The sequence below is a fragment of the Listeria weihenstephanensis genome, from assembly GCF_003534205.1.
Lineage (GTDB): Bacteria > Bacillota > Bacilli > Lactobacillales > Listeriaceae > Listeria_A > Listeria_A weihenstephanensis.
This window is the reverse complement of the sequence record NZ_CP011102.1, coordinates 1,060,702-1,078,843: the sequence shown is the minus strand read 5'-3', so window position 1 is coordinate 1,078,843 and position 18,142 is coordinate 1,060,702. Positions and strand designations below refer to the sequence as shown.

The following is an 18,142-nucleotide window of genomic DNA, read 5'->3' as shown; positions in this document are numbered from 1 at the left end:
CTATCGCTCCTCTCCATACTCTTCCACAATACTGCCCCAATTTTCCGCAACGGTTTCCAGTAACGCCTTGTCTTTTGCACACTCGGCCTTGACCTCCTCCATCAGCCCTGTATCAATCAAAGGTTCGACGTGGCTGCGAATCAAAGCATCGATGACCTCAGGCTGTAAGGCATCAAGCTCCCAACTCTCATAGCCGAACTGTTTAATATACTCGCCAGCTCTTGAGTCGGTTAGCTTAGTTGGATTCGGTGGTGGGTTGTATAGCTCGATTTGATCCATGTTGAGCGCAATCCGCTTCACATCGGGATAGACTTCAAAGGTGTTAAGCCTGTCCTCGATATCTCGGCTCATGTCTTGCCCGCTGGGGTCATGATCTCCTAGGTGTAATATCGTGACATCTTTGCCCATCTTATAAGCATTACTTAAGCGCTGAGCTGCTTGCCACATAGCCGACTGGCTGACATAGCCCCGACATGAGAAGAAACGAACATCCATCTTATTCGCGATCTGGCCAACAATATCGACTAGTGCATCCTTCTCCACCCAAACCTCCACATGGTTGGGCTGGCCAACCCACGGATTCGTCTTATAGGAGTTAGATAAGGCATTCACGGAATCGTCTGGGCTGTGATCGTAGTTACGCCCCCTCAAGAATCGCGTTCGATCAACAATAGCGTACCAGTCAATTAAACCAGACAGTCGGGCGTTGCTGATTAGGGTCCCTAGGTTCTTATAGCTGCGCTCTTTGTTCTCGATAACATCACTTGCCACCAACTGATAATACACTTGGCGCAGCGTCAGCTCATAGCCTTTCTGGTGAAAATCCGCGATAATATGGTTGACCTTCTCAATCAGCGCCAGACTCTCAGGCTTGAACCGAGTTTCTTTGTACATGATTTTACTCATTTACTTCCCACCCCATTTCGTGTTAGAATGTGTTTAGGTATAGTTTTATGAGTGCTCGTTCTCGAAGTTGCCGCTTCGTGACGGGCTTTTTCTATGCTTTCAATTTGACCACCGCCCTTCATTTTCTTTCTTGCATCGTGGTAACCCACTTTATAACAGAATATTGCGAATACGGTTAACAGAAACCCCAAGAGCGCAAAGAACCGAACTACCTCAACATCACTCATTGCGGAACACCTCATTTTCGGATTGCTCCAGCTCGATTCCACCATCACTGATATGCCCAAACAAGAATTGTCGCGGCACACCCGTCTCCTTTGCAGCCCGTTCCAGCATATCGTGGAGCCCTGTTTCTAACGTGTCATGCTTCTCGACAATTTTGTCAATCTCCGCTCGGGACTTAAATGGAGTATTGGAGTCTAGTGCGATGAGGCGGTCAAGATACCACTGTGCTTTTTGCAAGTCCTCCAGTCCGTTCTTCATACCCTCCCGAGTAACATATTTGAAGATGTTGGCTTTAAGATAGCCACGGAACTCCTCCGGTGATAGCTTGGCCTGCATGAAATCGATGGTTTCAATGCCGCCTTGTTGATAATGTGCCGGATTAATGTTGTCCTTCATTGGTTTTTCGCTCCTCTCTTACTGCTTTGAACTGCGCAATGGCGTCTGAGTATTCTTTGAGAAATTGGGGGTTACATTTATGCACAACTTGCACGGTCTCCTCAAACTCCTCTAAGGTGCCCTCAAAGCAGCCACAACAAACCCTATTAGAGTAAGGGATATAAGTAGTTGTTCCGTTTCTGCTGCCTATCTCCTTAACCTGCACAAGGTCCAAATTTACAGCGCCCTCGATATCAGTGTCCCAGAATAATACATTGTCGCCAAAAGTCACTCCTGTAAAAATTGCACCAGTTAGAATTGAATCTGTAAAACTTACATTCTCAAGATGTCGATTGCTGAAATCTACCCCACTAAGGTCATAGCCATATAGGTCCCGGATTTGCATAAATCCCAATCCTAAGTCTAGCTTGAAATCAACTTCCTCTTGTGACAGTTTAATAGTACTCATACTCATTCTTCTCCTTTCCATACTTCGAGTTCTGCTTTTAGCGATTCATTTTGCAGCTCGAGCTCCAATATACGCGAACTTTGCTGGATGGCCAGCTCGGACATTGTGACTAACCAGGTCCCGTATTTTCGTGAAAACTCAACAGCCAACTCTTTTGTCATTGTCTTGCGGTTCCTTGTCTGAGAAGCAGAACGGAAAATTTGCAGTTCAAACTTAGCCTCTTTTAGTTTCTCAGACTGTACCTCCAACTCGATAATTCTTTCACCCGGTGAGTTCATTAGTCTCGTCCCCTATCTAGTAGTTTTACAGCAGTAGTTGGTATGGTCATAACCCCAGGAGCAAAAAGGTCTAATGGTCTAACAACAAGTGTATGCTCTCTGACCATCGCCACCTCTAACTCTGTGCCTTTTTCCACGGAGCGCCCTTTACCAAAGATTCGCTTCCCAACCGTGTCATGGGTCACTACAACATGGTCCTTGATTTTGATGTCTTCAAAAGTCGCCATATTAGCTCCCACCTTCCTGCAATAGTAGTAAGTTCTCCACATCACCGTCCCACTCCTCGAACTCACTGATGATTTGCTGATTGGTTCGGGCTTCCGCTGTGTATTTCTCGGCAACGGTCTCCTTGAAGTCTTGCACAGCCTCGGTGAGCGTTTCGAAAGTAGGCGAGTTGTCTATGTCTGCGTCACTTACTAGCGTATAACAGTAACCCTGCCCATCCTGCATAAATTCAACGGCAGTCCCTTCACTTAGCTCTTTTGTCATTATTGTCTTGAACAATCTTCTCACCTGCCTCACCCTTCACCCATTCATCAACTTGGGTTTTATTGAATAGCCGCAGTCTGCTGTTTATCTGCTTACTTGGCAATCCTGCGTAGTTCGCCCACTGGTAGATAGTAGCCCGCTTGACGCCTAGATAGTCGGCTACTTCTTGGGCTGACATGGTTTCTTTTACTTGGCTAGTTTCCATCTAGCTTCCCTCCTTCTGGTCAATTCCTAGCGCATTGGCCACTTGATTTTTGATTTCATCGGCTCGCTTGCCGCTTCGGTTGTCGTTCAAGATGTCGGATAAGTAAGCGGGTGAAATACCGATTGTTCGAGCGAGCTGTGCTTGACTAATTCCTCGCTGTACGAGTGCAATTGTTACTAGCTCCTTTAGTTGCTGGACTGGCATTTTAGAAGCACCTCCTTTCAGTTTGGTATTTGGCAATCCAGTACTACACTTCTTCTGAGCTCTTTTTAGTAGCATCTTCGGTAATCGAGCCAATACATCTCATGCCTTCCAGTCGAGCATATAAAGCGTGTGGGATTAATACTTTATTTTGCCTAATCCGTCCGCGGCTATTTTTGGTAGAGGTGAAGTAGACATGTACAGCATCATCGTACTTAACAATTTTTTCAACATCTTCCGCAAGTAAGTAGGTGTCCCAGTAATACCATGCATCATGTTCGAAAGTACCCGCCTCATTAAGTTCGTGTGTTTCTAAGTTAAGCACTTGGCTACCAACAATGTATTTACGAAATTCCTTATTGTATTTTGCTAATGGGATAAGATTGATTGTTTTAGTTGTCATATTAAAAACCTCCTACTTTCTATACTATCCGCTAATTTAATACGCTAATGTTGACTTTTTTTATTCTTTATTGTAGAATAAGTGCATAGCTAAAGAAGCCTACTACAATGCCGTCATTCGCTGGGGAGCGTGATTTTTGGCTGTTGTTTGTTGTGCCGTTAGCGTATTAAATCAGCTTATACGAGAATTATAGTATTCTTTATTGTAGAATGCAAGTGTTTTATCTACAAAAAAGAATAAAATTTTCTTTAAGCGTCCGAGGATGGTTGGTATGACTACATTTGAGCGCGTAAAAAAAATTTGTGAAGAACAAGGAATTTCGATATCTAGATTAGAGGAAGACCTAAATTTCGGTAAGAACTCCATGTATGCATGGAAGACAAAGACCCCTTCCGGTGAGAAACTAAGAAAAACAGCGGACTACCTGAATGTCTCGGTTGATTACCTATTAGGAAGAACAGACATAAAGAATCCGCTCCATGGACTAGAAGATGCTCAATTCCTTGATGTGGACGGACTAACGCCAGCTGACATCGCAAAAGTAGAGAGCATCGTGGAAGCATTAAAAGAAGCACAACGTAAAATAGATGAATTTGAGAAATGAGATGACTGAATGGGTATTGAAGAGCTTGACTATTTAAAGCACTACAAGCCTACCGAAACCGAGTTGCGCATGTCTGAGAGCCTAATCAGTCATGGTGTGACCAAGCCCGCGCATTTAGAAACAGAGAAGATTCAAATCGCATACAGGGTTTTAGTGATGGAGATGGACTTTCCATCCGCAAGTTTTGGAAGACTTGGGATTGTATTGAAGAAAGGCATCACGGGAGAACGATACAAAAATGATTTTTACCACGAGTTCGCGCATTGGCTTGGCCATAGCGGGAATCAATTACAGATGAGTAAACAGCAGAAGCTCGCACAGGAGATGCAGGCCGAGCAGATGAGCTTATACCTACGCATCCCTTATCATATGTTAAATTTGGTGGACTTTTCCTCTGAGGATTGTATAATAGAAATAGCTGACATTTTCGGTGTGCCTATCGAACTGGCAAAGCGGCGTTTGAAGAAGATAGAAGATAACGTGCTATGCCATTACGACAAGGACGCGGATTTGATACATGCGAATAAGATTATATGAGGGGGCGAATGAGGAATGAAAAAGGGAATTGGGGCATTGCTGTTAGGTTTGATTTTGTTACTAGCTGCTTGTGGGGATAACGAGGATGCGATTTCTGTAAAAGATACAGATATTAAAAATCCGTTCAAAAGTAGCACAGTGCAAGCTGACGAGTTTGGGAAATCTAGTTTAAAAGGAAATGTTTCCAGCGGGGCGAAAGTGACACTCGAGCGTAAGCCCGTTGAAGTGAACAAAGACGGGAGCTTTAAAGTAACCCTAGAAAACTATGAAGATGAGGAAGTTTACTACAGTGTGGAGGTTAATGAGGAGAACAGACACTGGAACTCTTTTTTAATTACTGTTGAGCCTAGTATCGCTAAAATAAAAGCGAACGATTCAGAGGAAGAAAAGGAACAGCAAGAGCTTGTTACAAAAGCCAAAGCCGCGCTAGCTAAGGCCGAGAAGTCTCTTAATCGTAATGACTTGGATAGTGCAACGTCCTTAGTTGACAAAATAGGTATGGGCTATTTGGATAATCTTTTGGAGCAAAGAGATGCCCTAGAGCTAAAAATCAAAGCAAAAGAAGACAAAGAGGCCAAGGCTAGCGAGATAGCCACTGCTAAAAATAATGCCTCAGAAATATCATATAATATGTTAAAGAAAAATGCTGATACCTATATGGGTAAACCATACTACGCTAAAGGTGAAGTCATCCAAGCCATTGAGGATGGGGGCACAACCCTGCTCCGTGTAAACATTACGCAGGGTGACTATGTTTGGGAGGACACTGTTGCGGTGATTTATGACGGCATCACAGACGCAGTAGAGGACGATATAATCGAAGTCTATGGTACTATCTACGGTAATTACTCGTATGATACTACAATAGGCGGCTCCGCTACTATACCAGGTATCACAGCAACATCGCTAACAGTGGTAAAATAACGCCAGAAAGCCCTTTTTCCTTGGGCTTTTGCGGTTTAATAACCGAACGTACGTACCCTTATTTGAAAGGAGGTGAAACAAAAATGACAAAGAAGCAACGATATTTTGGCAATATTGAGAAGCTAAAAACTGGTTGGAGGCTGAGCGTCACAGTCGGCTACAATGAGAATGGAAACCCTACCCGTGTACGACGTATGACAAAAACAAAGAGTGCTGTACAACGAGAAAAGGAACTAATGGCATTCATCGATGAGCTTGAAAATGGGGATTACGTACCACCTGCTACAATGACCTTTAAGCAGTTCATTGAGAATGAATATATTCCTAAACAAGCTACACAGCAGCAAGGAATCAAAACGCGCGAGATTAGAAATAGTCATTTCCAAAATCATATATTCCCAAGAATCGGGCATGTTCAGCTCTCCAAGCTGTCTACTTTGCAAATGGTGACTTTCCTGCATGACATACAACAAGAAGATGTTAGAGCAGATGAAGACGACAAGCGACCTCTCAGTACCAGCACTGTTTGCGATATTTTCAAGATGGTCAGAACAGCACTAGAAACAGCAAAGACCTGGGGTGTTATCAAGAGTAACCCCTGCACTGGCGTCCGACTCCCCTCAGAAAGAGCAAAAGCCCCTAGCTATTACACGCCGGAGGAGATTGATTTTATATATTCTAAGCTAGCAAAGGAGCCTTTAGATTTACAGGTAATGATTTGTATTGCGATATGTACAGGTTGCCGAGAGGGTGAGCTTGTAGCGCTGGAGCGAAAGCATCTATTGAAAGACAGACTTGCCATCAAATTCGAGAATAATATCATTGCACCTACTAAGTTGGGGGTACAGTTGAAAGAATCTACTAAGAACGAAATGACGGGTTCTGTGTCCATCCCTAAATGGCTCCTCGATATGATTACAGTATATTTATCCGACTATGATGATGTACGCGACGCTATCCAAATTGAAGAGAAATGGGCCTCGCATGAGTTCTTGTTTTATAATCACTTTAACGGGAAACCACTTCGACCCGATAGTGTCTATCAAAGATGGATTAGGTTCCTGGCAAGGTACAAAATTAGACATCTGAAATTCCATGCACTGCGGCATACTTCTGCTACACTACTCATAAAAGAAAATGTACATTTGAAAGTTATTCAGCAACGACTTCGGCACAAAAAACATGCTACAACTGCGGACATATATTCTCACGTTTTGGAGGAATCTGATGATAACGCAGCGAGCACCTTTAAAAAGCCTTTTTAGCATCTCTGCCCACGCTCTGCCCACGGAGCTAAATTCACTCCGTCAAGCGAAAATACTTAACAGCTACAAACCTCACTGTTGCAGCCTTTTATAAATGGAGCGTAGGGGGATCGAACCCCTGACCTCTACACTGCCAGCGTAGCGCTCTCCCAGCTGAGCTAACACCCCGTCACGATAGCAACATTGTATCACAGGGATTTTGAGAGTGTCAATTCTTTGCTCCATAGATTACATTTTTTTTGCCTTATGGACCATACTTCTCATTACAGAATTAAAACGCTTACTTTTACAGACAAAATTCATGCCCTCGATTAGTGCAATTCATTTTGTTAAGTTATATCAGAAAATGGTCGTGGCTATACGGGCAAAAAAGCTTAATCGCAACACCAATTTGGCATTTTGATTAAGCTTTGGATACCTATTAAATTCATTCTTTAAAAATAAGACCCTATTTATCATGCATCGCCTCATTTTTTATAGTAATACAATACGATTCGATTTTTTGAAGTAGGCCATTATCATTGAATGTATATATATCACACGCGTCAATAAAAGATACTTCATCCTTTTTTTCAAAAACCGCCAGTCCATTTATAACAACTTGATGATCTCCAATAATCCTATTTTTAACATTAAATGTTGTAGTGACTGAATTAAAATAGTTACTAGTTTCCTCACATTTTTGAATGACGCTTTCTATCCCTGTTATAGTGCTTTCACCGACAATATTCCATTCAATTGAATCAGACAAATATGAGTATGTTTCCTCGAAGCGCCCCATTGAAAATGATTCAGCAATTAATTCTTTATTCATCAGACACAACTCCTTTCTGCATTTGTTCTATACACTGGTTCCAATTTTTCCATTATGTTTCGAATTTACTTTTTTGATTATGAAAATAATGAAATACACTGCTACAAGAATCATGAAAAAGCTGTATAACATGGCTGACCAATGAATTGTAATACCTGTGTTCCCTTTGAAAGCTGCATCAATGAATCCACTTTTATTCTCAACATCATTACTCACCGTGATCCACCCCAAAGGCCCACCGAATTCATATAAGTAGCTTGCTCCTTTAGAACCATCGGCTATGGCATAAGTCACTGGAAAAATGAAGAGCGTTACTGGCATCAATATAAACGTTAGAAACAATACGTTGACAAATTTCTGGATTTTCTCCATACACATCCCCCTTAAATTCGATATTATTAATGCTATCATAGAAATCTAACTAAAACCACGAATCTTAGTCTTCTCACTTTTCTTCAGACTCATTTCAGCTCCAAATACAAAAAAGCTCGCAAACCTAGCGTAAACACCAGACTCACAAGCCTATTCAGACATTCTAATCGATTTCATATTCACACACGTTCACATGAATATCGGGGTTGCAACAATCCAAGATCGAACAACCCCAATGATGCGGCCGAGAGGACTTGAACCTCCACGGGTTTTACCCCACTAGGCCCTCAACCTGCTCTTTTTTTGAAATTAAGATACTGAGCTTATACCAATAGGTTTGGCTAAATGAGCTGAATTAGCAGTATAAGACTATATTAGATTGAGGTGGAGGTTTTGTCAACTTAACATTCACTAACTCCTGACATACAATACTAAACCAAGTTCATAATTCAAAAACATTACAGCCCAATTAAGTTCAAGCTTAGGAAATAGCTCGTTTATTGATTTCCTAAAAAATGCAAAGCCTAGATTAACTCACATACCATACAACGCCTTTGAGATTTAAAGGATATTATTCCAGCCGAAAACAAAAAAGTTATAAATTTGGTTCATTTTACTTGTATCTTGTCGAGCTAATACTATTCTATCTGAGCCCTAACATCATTTAATCTATCCCAAAGGAATGAAATTCTTCTCTCAGGCAGTTTCTCTGCAATATAATCAAAAAGCAAAGCGTCTTCTCTATGTTGATTTTTTTTATTTTTTTCTTGGCAAATACTATTTATATTTAAGAGCATTGCTCTAAATAAAAATTTTCCCTTTATTAATTTATGAAAATTAATTTCTCCTTCTTCACAAAATTTTTCTCGGAGTATACCAACTTCCTTATTATACTCAACCTTTTTATCAGCACATTTTTCCTGCACCTCTTTACACTTAGCATCTACCATAGCTAAATTAACTTTTGGCTCTAAGTTTTGAAAAAATCCATATGGATTTGAAGAACAATTTTCCGTTCCTAGATTATGTAGATGAGCTAGTCCAAAATTTAAAAATAATGGGGTCAAATCATCCACTACCTCCTGTAGCCAATCTTCCCAACGTAATTTATCCAAAATTTGTCTCTCTGTTAATTCTATTCTATATGTGTTTATTAAAGATATTGCAACTTCTTTATCTAAAAAATAATTCTCAATTGTATATCTAGTTAATTCTAATAAATTTAGGTTATCGACTAGTTTGCGCCCCTTTAAAAAATCGAAATCTCTATCAACAATAAATAAGCATTTATCCTTATATTGTTCACCTTCCTCATACCACTCCTTAAACTGTTTAATCACTGCACTTTTTGCACCTAATGGAAATACATATACATTCTCATTCTTAAACTTTCTTTTCACCAAGGTTCTATAAACATTTGGTGTCTTTTCATCCTCAACAAAAAGAGTGAAACTTGGGCGATTTGCGGTAGATCGTAAATAAAATTGAGCCAAATATGCACTGGGCTTTCTTACTGGAGGCGAATCACCCATGTTGAGATACCTCCATATTTGAGCATCTATCAGTGAAATTACCTATTATATCTGGGGAATGCGTAGCGACAATTATCTGCGTATCACTATTATATTTCATCAAGGACGGTAATAAATCTTCCTGCCACGAAATATGCATTGAAATCTCTGGTTCATCAACCAACAGAATATTACTTTCGTTTTTTTGTTGAATTACTATTAAAGCAAAGATGAAGAAAATAACTAACTGTTTTTCTCCCGAAGATAGGTGCTCTAATTCAAGCTTTTCTCCTGATTCATTACGAAACATAAGATGCTCCCCATCAAAAAATATTCTTTTATTAGTCTGCTTAAAAAATTGATTTATCACTTCTAATGTAGTTCTTTCCATTGCCTTCATATTCTCTATAGCAATTTTCATGCCCTTAACAGACTCAGCAACAGATTTAAGCCTTTCTATCTGCGTAAAAGCGACATAATGTAGTAGATATTCCTCTACATAACCCGAAGCCATAGTTTTATCTCTCGCAAATCTGCGGAAATATTCTCCTGTACGGTTATATGTTTCGAATAACTTATCTATGCTATGTCTCAAATTCTCAGATGGGCTCAGCTCTAGAATACTTTCTTTCAAATCGTCAATGTTATCTATAACTGGTATACTACTTAACTTAACACTGGTCAGTGGCTCAACTAAGCTAGCAAACATTTTATCTTCAATTTTCCTTTGGTTTCTCATTATGACCATTTGATTTCTTCTTTGAAATTTATCATAGTAGTCTTCGGCTAATATAACTGAATTTGAGATCTCACTACGATTTCTTCTTAAAGAATTTTCTCTACTTGGTCTGCGACGTAAGGTTTCACGCATCAAAATTTTTCTTGTTATAGGTATATATATGGAATTTAAATCCTTGCGCAAGATATCTAGAAAGTTATCATACGTCGATCCCCTATATGATAACTTTTCCTTCTCTATGTAGGAGTTTCGACCATAGTTTATTTCTAAATTATTATTTCCAGTTAAATCCTTTATAACCTCCACTGATTTCATTCTTTTTCCATCTTTTATAAATGTTAATTGAATGTCATCATAAATTACTACATATTCTAGTTCAAAAGACTGTATACTAAACTTTTTTAACTTCTCATACATTTGTATCTCAGCTTCAATTTTATCAAATTTATATTTAAAGATGCTTTCTAAATCACCACTTAATAGACAATGTATAATATCTAATATCGTCGTCTTTCCGCTACCATTTAACCCATACAAAATTGTTAAATCTGGCTTAAAGTTAATTAAATAATTTCTATTATATAAATTTCTAATTTCTAGTTTTTTTATAAACATTAGTATAACCTCCTATATATTCATTTCCATCAAGCAAACCTATATTATCCAGAACACATCTTAATTATCATATTTAATGTATTGCTTCATGTCCCTAAAATTATACTTACAAATAAACTTGCAACAACATACTTAATAGATAAATGTATATTTTGATTGTGCCTATATCCTATTCCAAATAATAATTATTTCTCACAACACCCGTAGTGCTTTCTTTACTTCATCTAGATTACCCTAATCTCTAAAAATTCCATTCCTGTCAAACGTTGTTTCTCAACTATTTCTTTAAATACTGCTGAAACAAACACAGGAATTTCCTGTCTGTTAGGTAGTTTAAATATGTTTTTCTCTACCAATCTATCACCATAAACAGCGTATTTTTGAATGGTGTAAACTGTTCCTGCTTTCTTCGTCACTGTCTCAAAATATTCTGATTCGGTAAGACATAATGCATCAACAGTCTCAATTATATTAGCAACATAATAGTTATTGAGTCTCGTACTAGTCGTTTTCTCTCTAATATTAACTGCAAAAAATTCCGCTTGAACCCCTAAATCTTCCATCACTTTTTTTAACTTACCAGAAACAACTAACCACCCCATATCATTAGCCAAATAATCCGTAGCTTGCTCTCCTTCCGTTACATCATAATAAAATTCAAAGTCTTCATTCCAACCATCAAATTTTTTCCCCATCTTCAAGTCATATTGCTGAATACCATAATCATTTTCATAATGGCAAACAATATCGTTGTCACCACTACTATCCATAAGTAATTTATAATATCTCACGTTTACTCCTCCTATTTTAAGTTCAACCAGTACTCTTTATATAGCATGTCTGGATTAACTCGAATCTTGAACTTCAATTCCTCATATAACTCTAAGAATAGCTCTCTATCACCTTGTGCGATTGCATCATACGTATTCAACTTATCTAGAACGTACTCATGATACGCGTTTGGATGCCTGCCCTGATGAGGTAATAATTCTTTATTCCAAGATTCATCTAAATCTAATCCATATTTTTTAGTCACATTTTCCATTTGATGAGTATAGGTCTTACTCTTATTTGTAGCATAATGATGCATCTGCATAGGCTTAACTTTAGGTATTAAATTAGCTTCAGCATTTTTTAAAACACCCTTCTCCTTTGATGCATACACATCAAAATTAGAACTCGCACGTGCTGCCTTGCTTGCCTCAATGTTCTTCAATACAACATCCTTATCAAACGATGCTGTTTTAACCGCTCCAAAACGCGTGGCAAAGCTCGAAACACCGAAAGCGCTACTTGCCAATACTAACAGATCAAAAGCTAACCTCGAGTCTGTCACGTGCTGGCCTGTTACCGCATCAATACCATACAACACGCGATATGATGAGCCCACAAGGAACAGCTCTCGGAAAGTCGATTCATTCTGCCAATAGATCATCTGCTCATTCACAAATCCAAGCGTAGCCGTCGTGTTCACTTGCCCATCATGCATTATAAATCCAGCACTATTCCCATTCGGAATCACAGGCGTCAAACCGATATCCTCGATTTCCTTTATTTTATCATCAATTGCTTGCTGACTGGCGTATAATCTAGAAAGTTCTTTAAAATTAGTTGGATTTAATTTATCCACACCATACGTTCCTGTCGCTCTATCAAAACGAATATTTTTCTGAATATCTCGCAAAGCTTGCTTAATATAATGCGCTAATTCTCCTAACTCTCTGAAAAAATTAGCATGGCTCCGCTCAAAATCAAGATATTTAGCCAAAATCTCCTCTTTTTTATGCGCTTCAAATATCTGCGTCGCGAGATAATTCAGCTCGGATGCTTTTTGCGTACCATTAATCGCGCTGAGTTCTGCGGTCAAATTCTCCATCCGATTCTCAAAACCATTAATTCTTTGATCTAAGTCATAAATACCGTCCGCGTCAAGCCTTGCGTTATGGGAAGTATCTACTTGGCTATGAAAATCCTGAATATACTGCTGTAGCTTGTCTTCACTCATTTTCAGCGCTTGTTTAATCGATCCACATAACTGGATATACGCGCCTGCATAATATTCTTTCGACGCCTGAATCGCTTCACCTGTTATCGATCCATCATTCAAATAGTTCGTCACCGCTTGTTTGACAGCCTCAATACGCGGTGTGATTTCTTGATTCGTTGCTCGGAGTTGGCTTCTGAAATGGGTTACTTCCGCAATATCAATACGCGTCATAGCAACAACTCCTTATGTATCCGTTTCTGCTCTTCCTCTAGCTGATAGACATTATTTTGTAGCCGTTGTTGTTCCTGCTGTAAAGCTTCTCGTGAGTCCTCCACCGTCCGCCGAAGTTGGCGCCAATTCTGATGCGCTATGTCTTCCGCTTCGTGCGCGACGCTTCTCCCGTGATTTCCTTGCCAAACTTCGTGAGCTTGCGCGACCAAATTCGACTTTTCTCGCTCCATATGAAATAATTCCGATTCCGCCGATTCTAACCGCACTTGTTTTTGCCGTATCGCATACAACGCATCTTCCTGTACTTCTTTCTCCCGCCTCATCCTTTGCAACTTCTGATGTAGCGCCTCCATTTTTTGATCCATCCTAGCGCACCTCCAAATGTAGCTTCTGCCCGACTTCTCTGTCTTTTTGCGCATAAGCCTCTCCAATTTGTTTAATACGCTTAGCATCCTCTTGCACAACGCTTTCAAAAGTCTCCACGCCATCCAGCAATTCTAGCAAACACTCCCGATATTGCAACATAGAATTACTCTGCGTGTAGCTCATATTACCATTTTTCATAGGGTGATATGCCATTCCCTGCACACTAGAACTCAAATCAGCCGCATGATTCATCATGGTATCTCTGTTCACACTAATTTTAGCCATTTCACTATCTCTCCTTTACCATATTAATATACCAAAAACAAACTAGGTATTTCTATTATAGCAAAAGTTCAAGAATACGTCAGGTAAATATTGATAAATCATACTAACAATTACATGATTATTTATATTCCTTTTGATTCACCTTGACCAACTAAATGAATTATCTCAACTATTCTCCAAATTTCTAGTTTATCTTGGTAAATGATCTGTTCATTCTTTGAATCAATACGCTGAATAATTTGTTTACCATCGTTATCCATATGCATGCAACCAATAATCATTTTATTATCAATAATAAACAAAGCTAGTTCATTGTTCAAAACACCTTGGAAAGGCTCCAATAATAGTAATGATATAGCTTTAAATGTATTTAATGTTGAATCAGACACTTCAAGCAACATAGCGTTCTTTGATACTGTATCCTGCTTGTACATTCGAAAATCGCTGGTTACTGCACTTAGTCTCATATCCACTATATTCTTATAGATAGGAACTTTAATTAGCGGGGCATCATCCTCGACAGATGGTAATGTAAAGTTTGCCAACTGCATTAATCTATCAAAATCTATATCATAACCCATAGCAATTCTTTTCAATGTCTCGACTGAAGGTTTAACATCTTTTTTCGTCTGTGGATCAAAGCCTTTTTCTAACTTACGTATGTAATTATGACTTAAGTCAATCTTTTTTCCTGCTTCTCTCAAAGATAAACCTAAGCTCTTTCTAACTTTAAATAACTCTGCCCCTAATTCAGTCATTTCGGCACCTCCGCTCACTTATCTTATGAATAAGTATAGCACATTATGTAACTCAGAGATTACATTTCATAAAAATATAATTGTAACCTATAGTTTACAAAAGGAATAATTTATCCTATAATTAAATAAGGGAGGGAGGGATTAGATGGATTCAAATATGAAAATACTACGAAAACAACTTGGATGGAGCCAGAGTCGTCTAGCAGAAGAATCAGGGGTTTCAAGAAGAACAATAAATTACATTGAAAATTACAAAATTAAGAATCCTAAAAAAGAAACGATGAGAGCAATATCGAATGCCCTTAAAGCTGACGTTGAAAAGTTATTTTTTGATAAATAATAAACTATAAAATTGCGGAAAGTAGGAGTTTATAAAATGGTTTTTATATTAAAATGTTTGGGAATTATTACTATAGGTTACAGTCTTTATTCGTTCTATAAAATATTGAAAGACAGAAATAAAAATATTAGCATAAAACAGCTTATACTAACATCGTGTATTCTTATTATTGGTATTTGGATCTTTCCTAGCATGAGTAATTCAGAAGCAAATGCTTGGTATTCAGAGAGTTTTTTTCCAGCCTATTCTGATTCTGTATCTGCGATGAAAAATTCACGTGATTCTGTTGCATCCTACGTTACATATACAGGCTGGGCTGATTCTGGCAAGTCAGAAGATCCTCTTTTTTCTAGTATCAGTTCTGAAAACTCTGTAACAATTGAGGCTAATTTAAAATCAAGTATGGCTAGTTTAAAGCAAAGCAAAAAACATCTAAAAAACATCAAAGCTCCTTGGTATCTTTCTAACCCCTATTTCAGTGGCGGAAACGCTATCATTAAGCAACAAATAAGAATATTAGATATCCAGATTAAAGATATCAAAAGTTATTTGAAAAAAGGAAATAATAATCTTGAGAATAGCTACGAACGAGGAGGTGAAATTGAGGAAATACAAAAAAATATTGATTCATTAATACTAGAGTATAATTTTCATTCTTAAGTGAAAAATTCTGGTAGACACCTTCAAAATGAGGTCAGCGTATCTCTAAGAGGGTGTTTTTTATCGTTCCCTAAAAACCATACTTAAGAACTATTCCGAGAAGTTTAGATCGAGTCAAAGTCGTTGTTGGAGTAATGAAAGTCAACAAAAATCATAAGTATAAAAACTTGAATTTTACCCACATTTATGGTATAATAGTCTCATTAGAAGTTTGAATATGAAGTCTTATTCCACCACCCTATAATTAATAATATTTAAGATATTAGGGTGGTAGAATAAAGGTAGATGTTACTTAATAAAGCTAAATAAATATGATTATAGAAAGAAGGTGATGCCTATGAGTAAATCATAGGAGGTATAAAAAGATGAATAACATGTTAAATATAATAATTGATAAGAAAAAGTATACTAATAAGCAAGAAGCAACCAAAGGTATTCCCGAACGCAGTAATAAAATGGTGAACTCCGATCCAGAATTTGTAACTATTCAAAATTTTTTTCAATTGGTGACTACCGGACATACATTTCTTCCATTCTTACTTAAAGAACGAGGAAGCAGAAAGTCAAATAACTTCTTATCAACAAAAATTATAGCTTTAGACTTTGATAATCCTGAAAAAGATGCTAATCTAACCAATAAATTAAAACAATTTGAGTTTACACAAAAAAACGCTTGTTTTATTTATTTTACTTTTAGTAGTACAGAAACGTGTCCAAGGGTAAGAATTATTTTCATTTTAGCTGACACTATACATTCAAAAGAAGACTATGAAAACATATATACAGAATTACTACATGAATATAAAATATTTTCTCCTGATAAATGTACTAATAATCTAACCCTTCCTTTTTTTGGCGGTTTATCTGGAACAGAAATAAATTTTGAAAATCTACTTGTACTCGATATTGCTAAAAATATAGAGGAAATAGCACCTAAAAGGGTGATCGTACACAAGATTACTTCCCCTCAGGCACACAGGGATGCCCCCTCTCTCAATCTATACACTGAAGAGTGCCAATTAATTAGAAATAATGACCCTAAAGCATTATTATTATTACTAGAAAAAAAGCATGGGCCTTTATATATTATCAACAAAGATTTAGATTCGAAAATAACTTTAGAGGAAAAGGTTGATTGTTTATCCATGTCACTATTACTAGGCATTAAAGACAATGAACGGAATAGCTTTATTGATATCTTACATGTTGAAAGTAATAAGAGTGCCTCAATTTTCAACCATAGCAACAATAATAGGCAGTTTTACAAGAGCTTTTCTTTAAACGAGACTCTTAATTTATTACAACTCATTAAACGTATAGGTGCTTTTAAAAATAAATCGGAGTTATTAAATTTTTTCGAAGAGATTACAAAAAAAGACATGAAAAATGCATATCAAAAAAAATTTATTACTCATATTGACAATATTTATAGTGATGTTAATAGCGAGTTGAATTCGACTGATTCTCAGTTAAATAAAATTTTTTCGAAACATAGACTTGAACCTCTTTTTCAATGCCTTATTGAGTTAGGATATGACTTCCTACCAGAGAAATCATTATGCCATAGTGGCTCAGAAACAGCAATATTCGCATCTACTCAGGTTATTCAAAAGAAAATGCGTGAATTAAATTTTTCAGGAGCAAATGATCCCAAAGGTATCAGGAAAAAAATAAATTTACTAGCTGAGTTGGGGCTAATTACAAAAAAATCATACTGTGATATGTCTGATCAGATAAGAGATCGCACTAAAAACACGGTTAAAGAGCAGTCCCATAATCTTAACAGAAGTGTCAGGCATAATAACCTCTTACAATTTAATACTTTTGATATAGAACGCATAAATTCTGGGATTAAGACTTATAATTCTAGAAAGAGCAAACATATTTCTTACAAAGAAAGTATATACTTGGAGGGCTCATTTTCGAATAAAGATATTTATCCACAGGAATATGACACTAAAAAAACGTCTAGTAATATCAAAATTATATTAGAAATCTTGATAAAGAAAAATAATGGATGTATGTTATTGAAAGATTTAGCTGTTGAATTAGCAATTCAGTCCAATAAAAACCCCCGCTCTTCCAAAGCAACAGAAAGAGTAAAATGCCTTGAATTACAACTTGCAAATGATTATGATGTTCATATCGATTATTTAAATGCTGATACAAAAGAAATGATATTAACAAGATTTAGAAAAAATTTCAATAGCACCCATCACAGAGTCGCAGTTATTTACAGCAATCAAGATAAATAAACTTTGGTAAAATAGTATCCATTCAGATCATCTCTAGCTTTGAATGGATACTATCTTTTATTTAACCCACCCCGTTGTTTCTCAACCGTATTTATCTGAATAATCCATGTTCATACTCCACCCCTTGTGTTTTTTTTACAGTAATTTTATAAAAGGCTTAGAATTAATTTGCATTTGAAATTCCACAAAAAAATCCCGTAAACCCTCTCATACCAGTAACTACAGGTGTTTCATTTAGTGATTTTTTCATCTTAACTACATTCTAATTATTCTAGTTTTTATACACTAACTAGTTTGAAAAAATATAAATGAAATAATTTGCTATCAA

At 37.4% G+C, this 18,142-nt stretch carries 26 protein-coding genes and 1 tRNA gene; 7 read left to right on the top strand and 20 right to left on the bottom strand.

Annotation, left to right across the window (positions count from 1 at the left end; genetic code table 11):
* Genes UE46_RS05210 through UE46_RS05165 form a run of 10 tightly spaced genes read right to left on the bottom strand, consistent with a single transcriptional unit; the run spans position 1 to position 3,551 of the window.
* Positions 1–906, bottom strand: a complete 906-nt coding sequence (locus UE46_RS05210; RefSeq protein WP_036058578.1) for a hypothetical protein — start codon at positions 904–906, stop codon at positions 1–3.
* Positions 903–1,133 (bottom strand): hypothetical protein, encoded by a 231-nt coding sequence (locus UE46_RS05205; RefSeq protein ID WP_036058576.1) that lies wholly within the window; start codon positions 1,131–1,133, stop codon positions 903–905. The genes UE46_RS05210 and UE46_RS05205 overlap by 4 nt, the downstream gene beginning before the upstream one ends.
* Positions 1,126–1,527, bottom strand: coding sequence for a DUF3310 domain-containing protein (locus tag UE46_RS05200; protein WP_077912418.1), 402 nt, complete (start codon positions 1,525–1,527; stop codon positions 1,126–1,128). The genes UE46_RS05205 and UE46_RS05200 overlap by 8 nt, the downstream gene beginning before the upstream one ends.
* Positions 1,511–1,975 carry a pentapeptide repeat-containing protein gene (locus UE46_RS05195; RefSeq protein WP_036058575.1) on the bottom strand — a complete coding sequence of 155 codons (465 nt, stop codon included), beginning with the start codon at positions 1,973–1,975 and terminating at the stop codon, positions 1,511–1,513. Before UE46_RS05195 ends, UE46_RS05200 begins: the two co-directional genes overlap by 17 nt.
* Before the next feature lie 2 nt (positions 1,976–1,977).
* Entirely contained in the window at positions 1,978–2,253 is a 276-nt protein-coding gene (locus UE46_RS05190) for a hypothetical protein (RefSeq protein ID WP_036058574.1), read from the bottom strand.
* Positions 2,253–2,480 carry a hypothetical protein gene (locus UE46_RS05185; protein ID WP_036058573.1) on the bottom strand — a complete coding sequence of 76 codons (228 nt, stop codon included), beginning with the start codon at positions 2,478–2,480 and terminating at the stop codon, positions 2,253–2,255. Before UE46_RS05185 ends, UE46_RS05190 begins: the two co-directional genes overlap by 1 nt.
* A gap of 1 nt (position 2,481) precedes the next feature.
* Positions 2,482–2,742 carry a hypothetical protein gene (locus UE46_RS05180; protein ID WP_036058572.1) on the bottom strand — a complete coding sequence of 87 codons (261 nt, stop codon included), beginning with the start codon at positions 2,740–2,742 and terminating at the stop codon, positions 2,482–2,484.
* Complete coding sequence (locus UE46_RS05175) at positions 2,723–2,947, bottom strand: excisionase family DNA-binding protein (protein WP_036058570.1); 225 nt, start codon at positions 2,945–2,947, stop codon at positions 2,723–2,725. The genes UE46_RS05180 and UE46_RS05175 overlap by 20 nt, the downstream gene beginning before the upstream one ends.
* Positions 2,948–3,151 (bottom strand): helix-turn-helix domain-containing protein, encoded by a 204-nt coding sequence (locus UE46_RS05170; protein WP_036058569.1) that lies wholly within the window; start codon positions 3,149–3,151, stop codon positions 2,948–2,950.
* A 43-nt stretch (positions 3,152–3,194) separates the two neighbouring features.
* Positions 3,195–3,551: a hypothetical protein gene (locus UE46_RS05165; protein WP_036058568.1), complete on the bottom strand. Its 357-nt coding sequence runs from the start codon at positions 3,549–3,551 to the stop codon at positions 3,195–3,197.
* A 271-nt stretch (positions 3,552–3,822) separates the two neighbouring features.
* Here UE46_RS05165 and UE46_RS05160 point away from each other — a divergent pair, with 271 nt between their 5' ends.
* The 4 genes from UE46_RS05160 (at position 3,823) to UE46_RS05145 (ending at position 6,881) form a co-directional block, all read left to right on the top strand.
* A complete protein-coding gene (locus tag UE46_RS05160; protein ID WP_036058567.1) occupies positions 3,823–4,155 on the top strand; it encodes a helix-turn-helix domain-containing protein in 333 nt (110 codons plus the stop codon).
* A 9-nt stretch (positions 4,156–4,164) separates the two neighbouring features.
* On the top strand, positions 4,165–4,692 hold the full coding sequence (locus tag UE46_RS05155) for an ImmA/IrrE family metallo-endopeptidase (protein ID WP_036058566.1): 528 nt from the start codon (positions 4,165–4,167) through the stop codon (positions 4,690–4,692).
* A 15-nt stretch (positions 4,693–4,707) separates the two neighbouring features.
* Entirely contained in the window at positions 4,708–5,616 is a 909-nt protein-coding gene (locus UE46_RS05150; RefSeq protein WP_036058565.1) for a hypothetical protein, read from the top strand.
* Positions 5,617–5,699: 83 nt separating this feature from the next.
* Positions 5,700–6,881, top strand: coding sequence for a tyrosine-type recombinase/integrase (locus UE46_RS05145; protein ID WP_036058563.1), 1,182 nt, complete (start codon positions 5,700–5,702; stop codon positions 6,879–6,881).
* Between the two features lie 95 nt (positions 6,882–6,976).
* Here UE46_RS05145 and UE46_RS05140 read toward each other — a convergent pair.
* The 10 genes from UE46_RS05140 to UE46_RS05095 all read right to left on the bottom strand — a co-directional run bounded on the left by UE46_RS05140 (position 6,977) and on the right by UE46_RS05095 (position 14,559).
* Positions 6,977–7,049, bottom strand: a tRNA-Ala gene (locus UE46_RS05140).
* Positions 7,050–7,329: 280 nt separating this feature from the next.
* Positions 7,330–7,695 (bottom strand): hypothetical protein, encoded by a 366-nt coding sequence (locus UE46_RS05135; protein WP_036058561.1) that lies wholly within the window; start codon positions 7,693–7,695, stop codon positions 7,330–7,332.
* 27 nt (positions 7,696–7,722) lie between these two features.
* Positions 7,723–8,067, bottom strand: a complete 345-nt coding sequence (locus tag UE46_RS05130; protein ID WP_036058558.1) for a hypothetical protein — start codon at positions 8,065–8,067, stop codon at positions 7,723–7,725.
* Positions 8,068–8,705: 638 nt separating this feature from the next.
* On the bottom strand, positions 8,706–9,599 hold the full coding sequence (locus UE46_RS05125; protein ID WP_118907457.1) for a DUF4435 domain-containing protein: 894 nt from the start codon (positions 9,597–9,599) through the stop codon (positions 8,706–8,708).
* Positions 9,592–10,932 (bottom strand): AAA family ATPase, encoded by a 1,341-nt coding sequence (locus UE46_RS05120; RefSeq protein ID WP_118907456.1) that lies wholly within the window; start codon positions 10,930–10,932, stop codon positions 9,592–9,594. The genes UE46_RS05125 and UE46_RS05120 overlap by 8 nt, the downstream gene beginning before the upstream one ends.
* 224 nt (positions 10,933–11,156) lie before the next feature.
* Positions 11,157–11,723 carry an imm11 family protein gene (locus UE46_RS05115; protein WP_036058555.1) on the bottom strand — a complete coding sequence of 189 codons (567 nt, stop codon included), beginning with the start codon at positions 11,721–11,723 and terminating at the stop codon, positions 11,157–11,159.
* Between the two features lie 11 nt (positions 11,724–11,734).
* Positions 11,735–13,150 (bottom strand): T7SS effector LXG polymorphic toxin, encoded by a 1,416-nt coding sequence (locus UE46_RS05110; RefSeq protein ID WP_051492754.1) that lies wholly within the window; start codon positions 13,148–13,150, stop codon positions 11,735–11,737.
* The gene (locus UE46_RS05105; RefSeq protein WP_036058553.1) at positions 13,147–13,515 is read right to left on the bottom strand and encodes a hypothetical protein; all 369 of its coding nucleotides are present in this window, start codon (positions 13,513–13,515) and stop codon (positions 13,147–13,149) included. Before UE46_RS05105 ends, UE46_RS05110 begins: the two co-directional genes overlap by 4 nt.
* Position 13,516: 1 nt before the next feature.
* Positions 13,517–13,801 carry a DUF3130 family protein gene (locus UE46_RS05100; protein WP_036058552.1) on the bottom strand — a complete coding sequence of 95 codons (285 nt, stop codon included), beginning with the start codon at positions 13,799–13,801 and terminating at the stop codon, positions 13,517–13,519.
* A gap of 122 nt (positions 13,802–13,923) precedes the next feature.
* Complete coding sequence (locus UE46_RS05095; protein WP_118907455.1) at positions 13,924–14,559, bottom strand: helix-turn-helix domain-containing protein; 636 nt, start codon at positions 14,557–14,559, stop codon at positions 13,924–13,926.
* A gap of 145 nt (positions 14,560–14,704) precedes the next feature.
* On the opposite strand from UE46_RS05095, the gene UE46_RS05090 reads away from it, so the two are divergent.
* The 3 genes from UE46_RS05090 (at position 14,705) to UE46_RS05080 (ending at position 17,814) form a co-directional block, all read left to right on the top strand.
* Entirely contained in the window at positions 14,705–14,899 is a 195-nt protein-coding gene (locus UE46_RS05090; RefSeq protein WP_036058551.1) for a helix-turn-helix transcriptional regulator, read from the top strand.
* A 36-nt stretch (positions 14,900–14,935) separates the two neighbouring features.
* Entirely contained in the window at positions 14,936–15,559 is a 624-nt protein-coding gene (locus UE46_RS05085; protein ID WP_036058549.1) for a hypothetical protein, read from the top strand.
* 365 nt (positions 15,560–15,924) lie between these two features.
* Positions 15,925–17,814, top strand: coding sequence for a hypothetical protein (locus UE46_RS05080; RefSeq protein WP_118907454.1), 1,890 nt, complete (start codon positions 15,925–15,927; stop codon positions 17,812–17,814).
* The last annotated feature ends 328 nt before the right edge of the window (positions 17,815–18,142 follow it).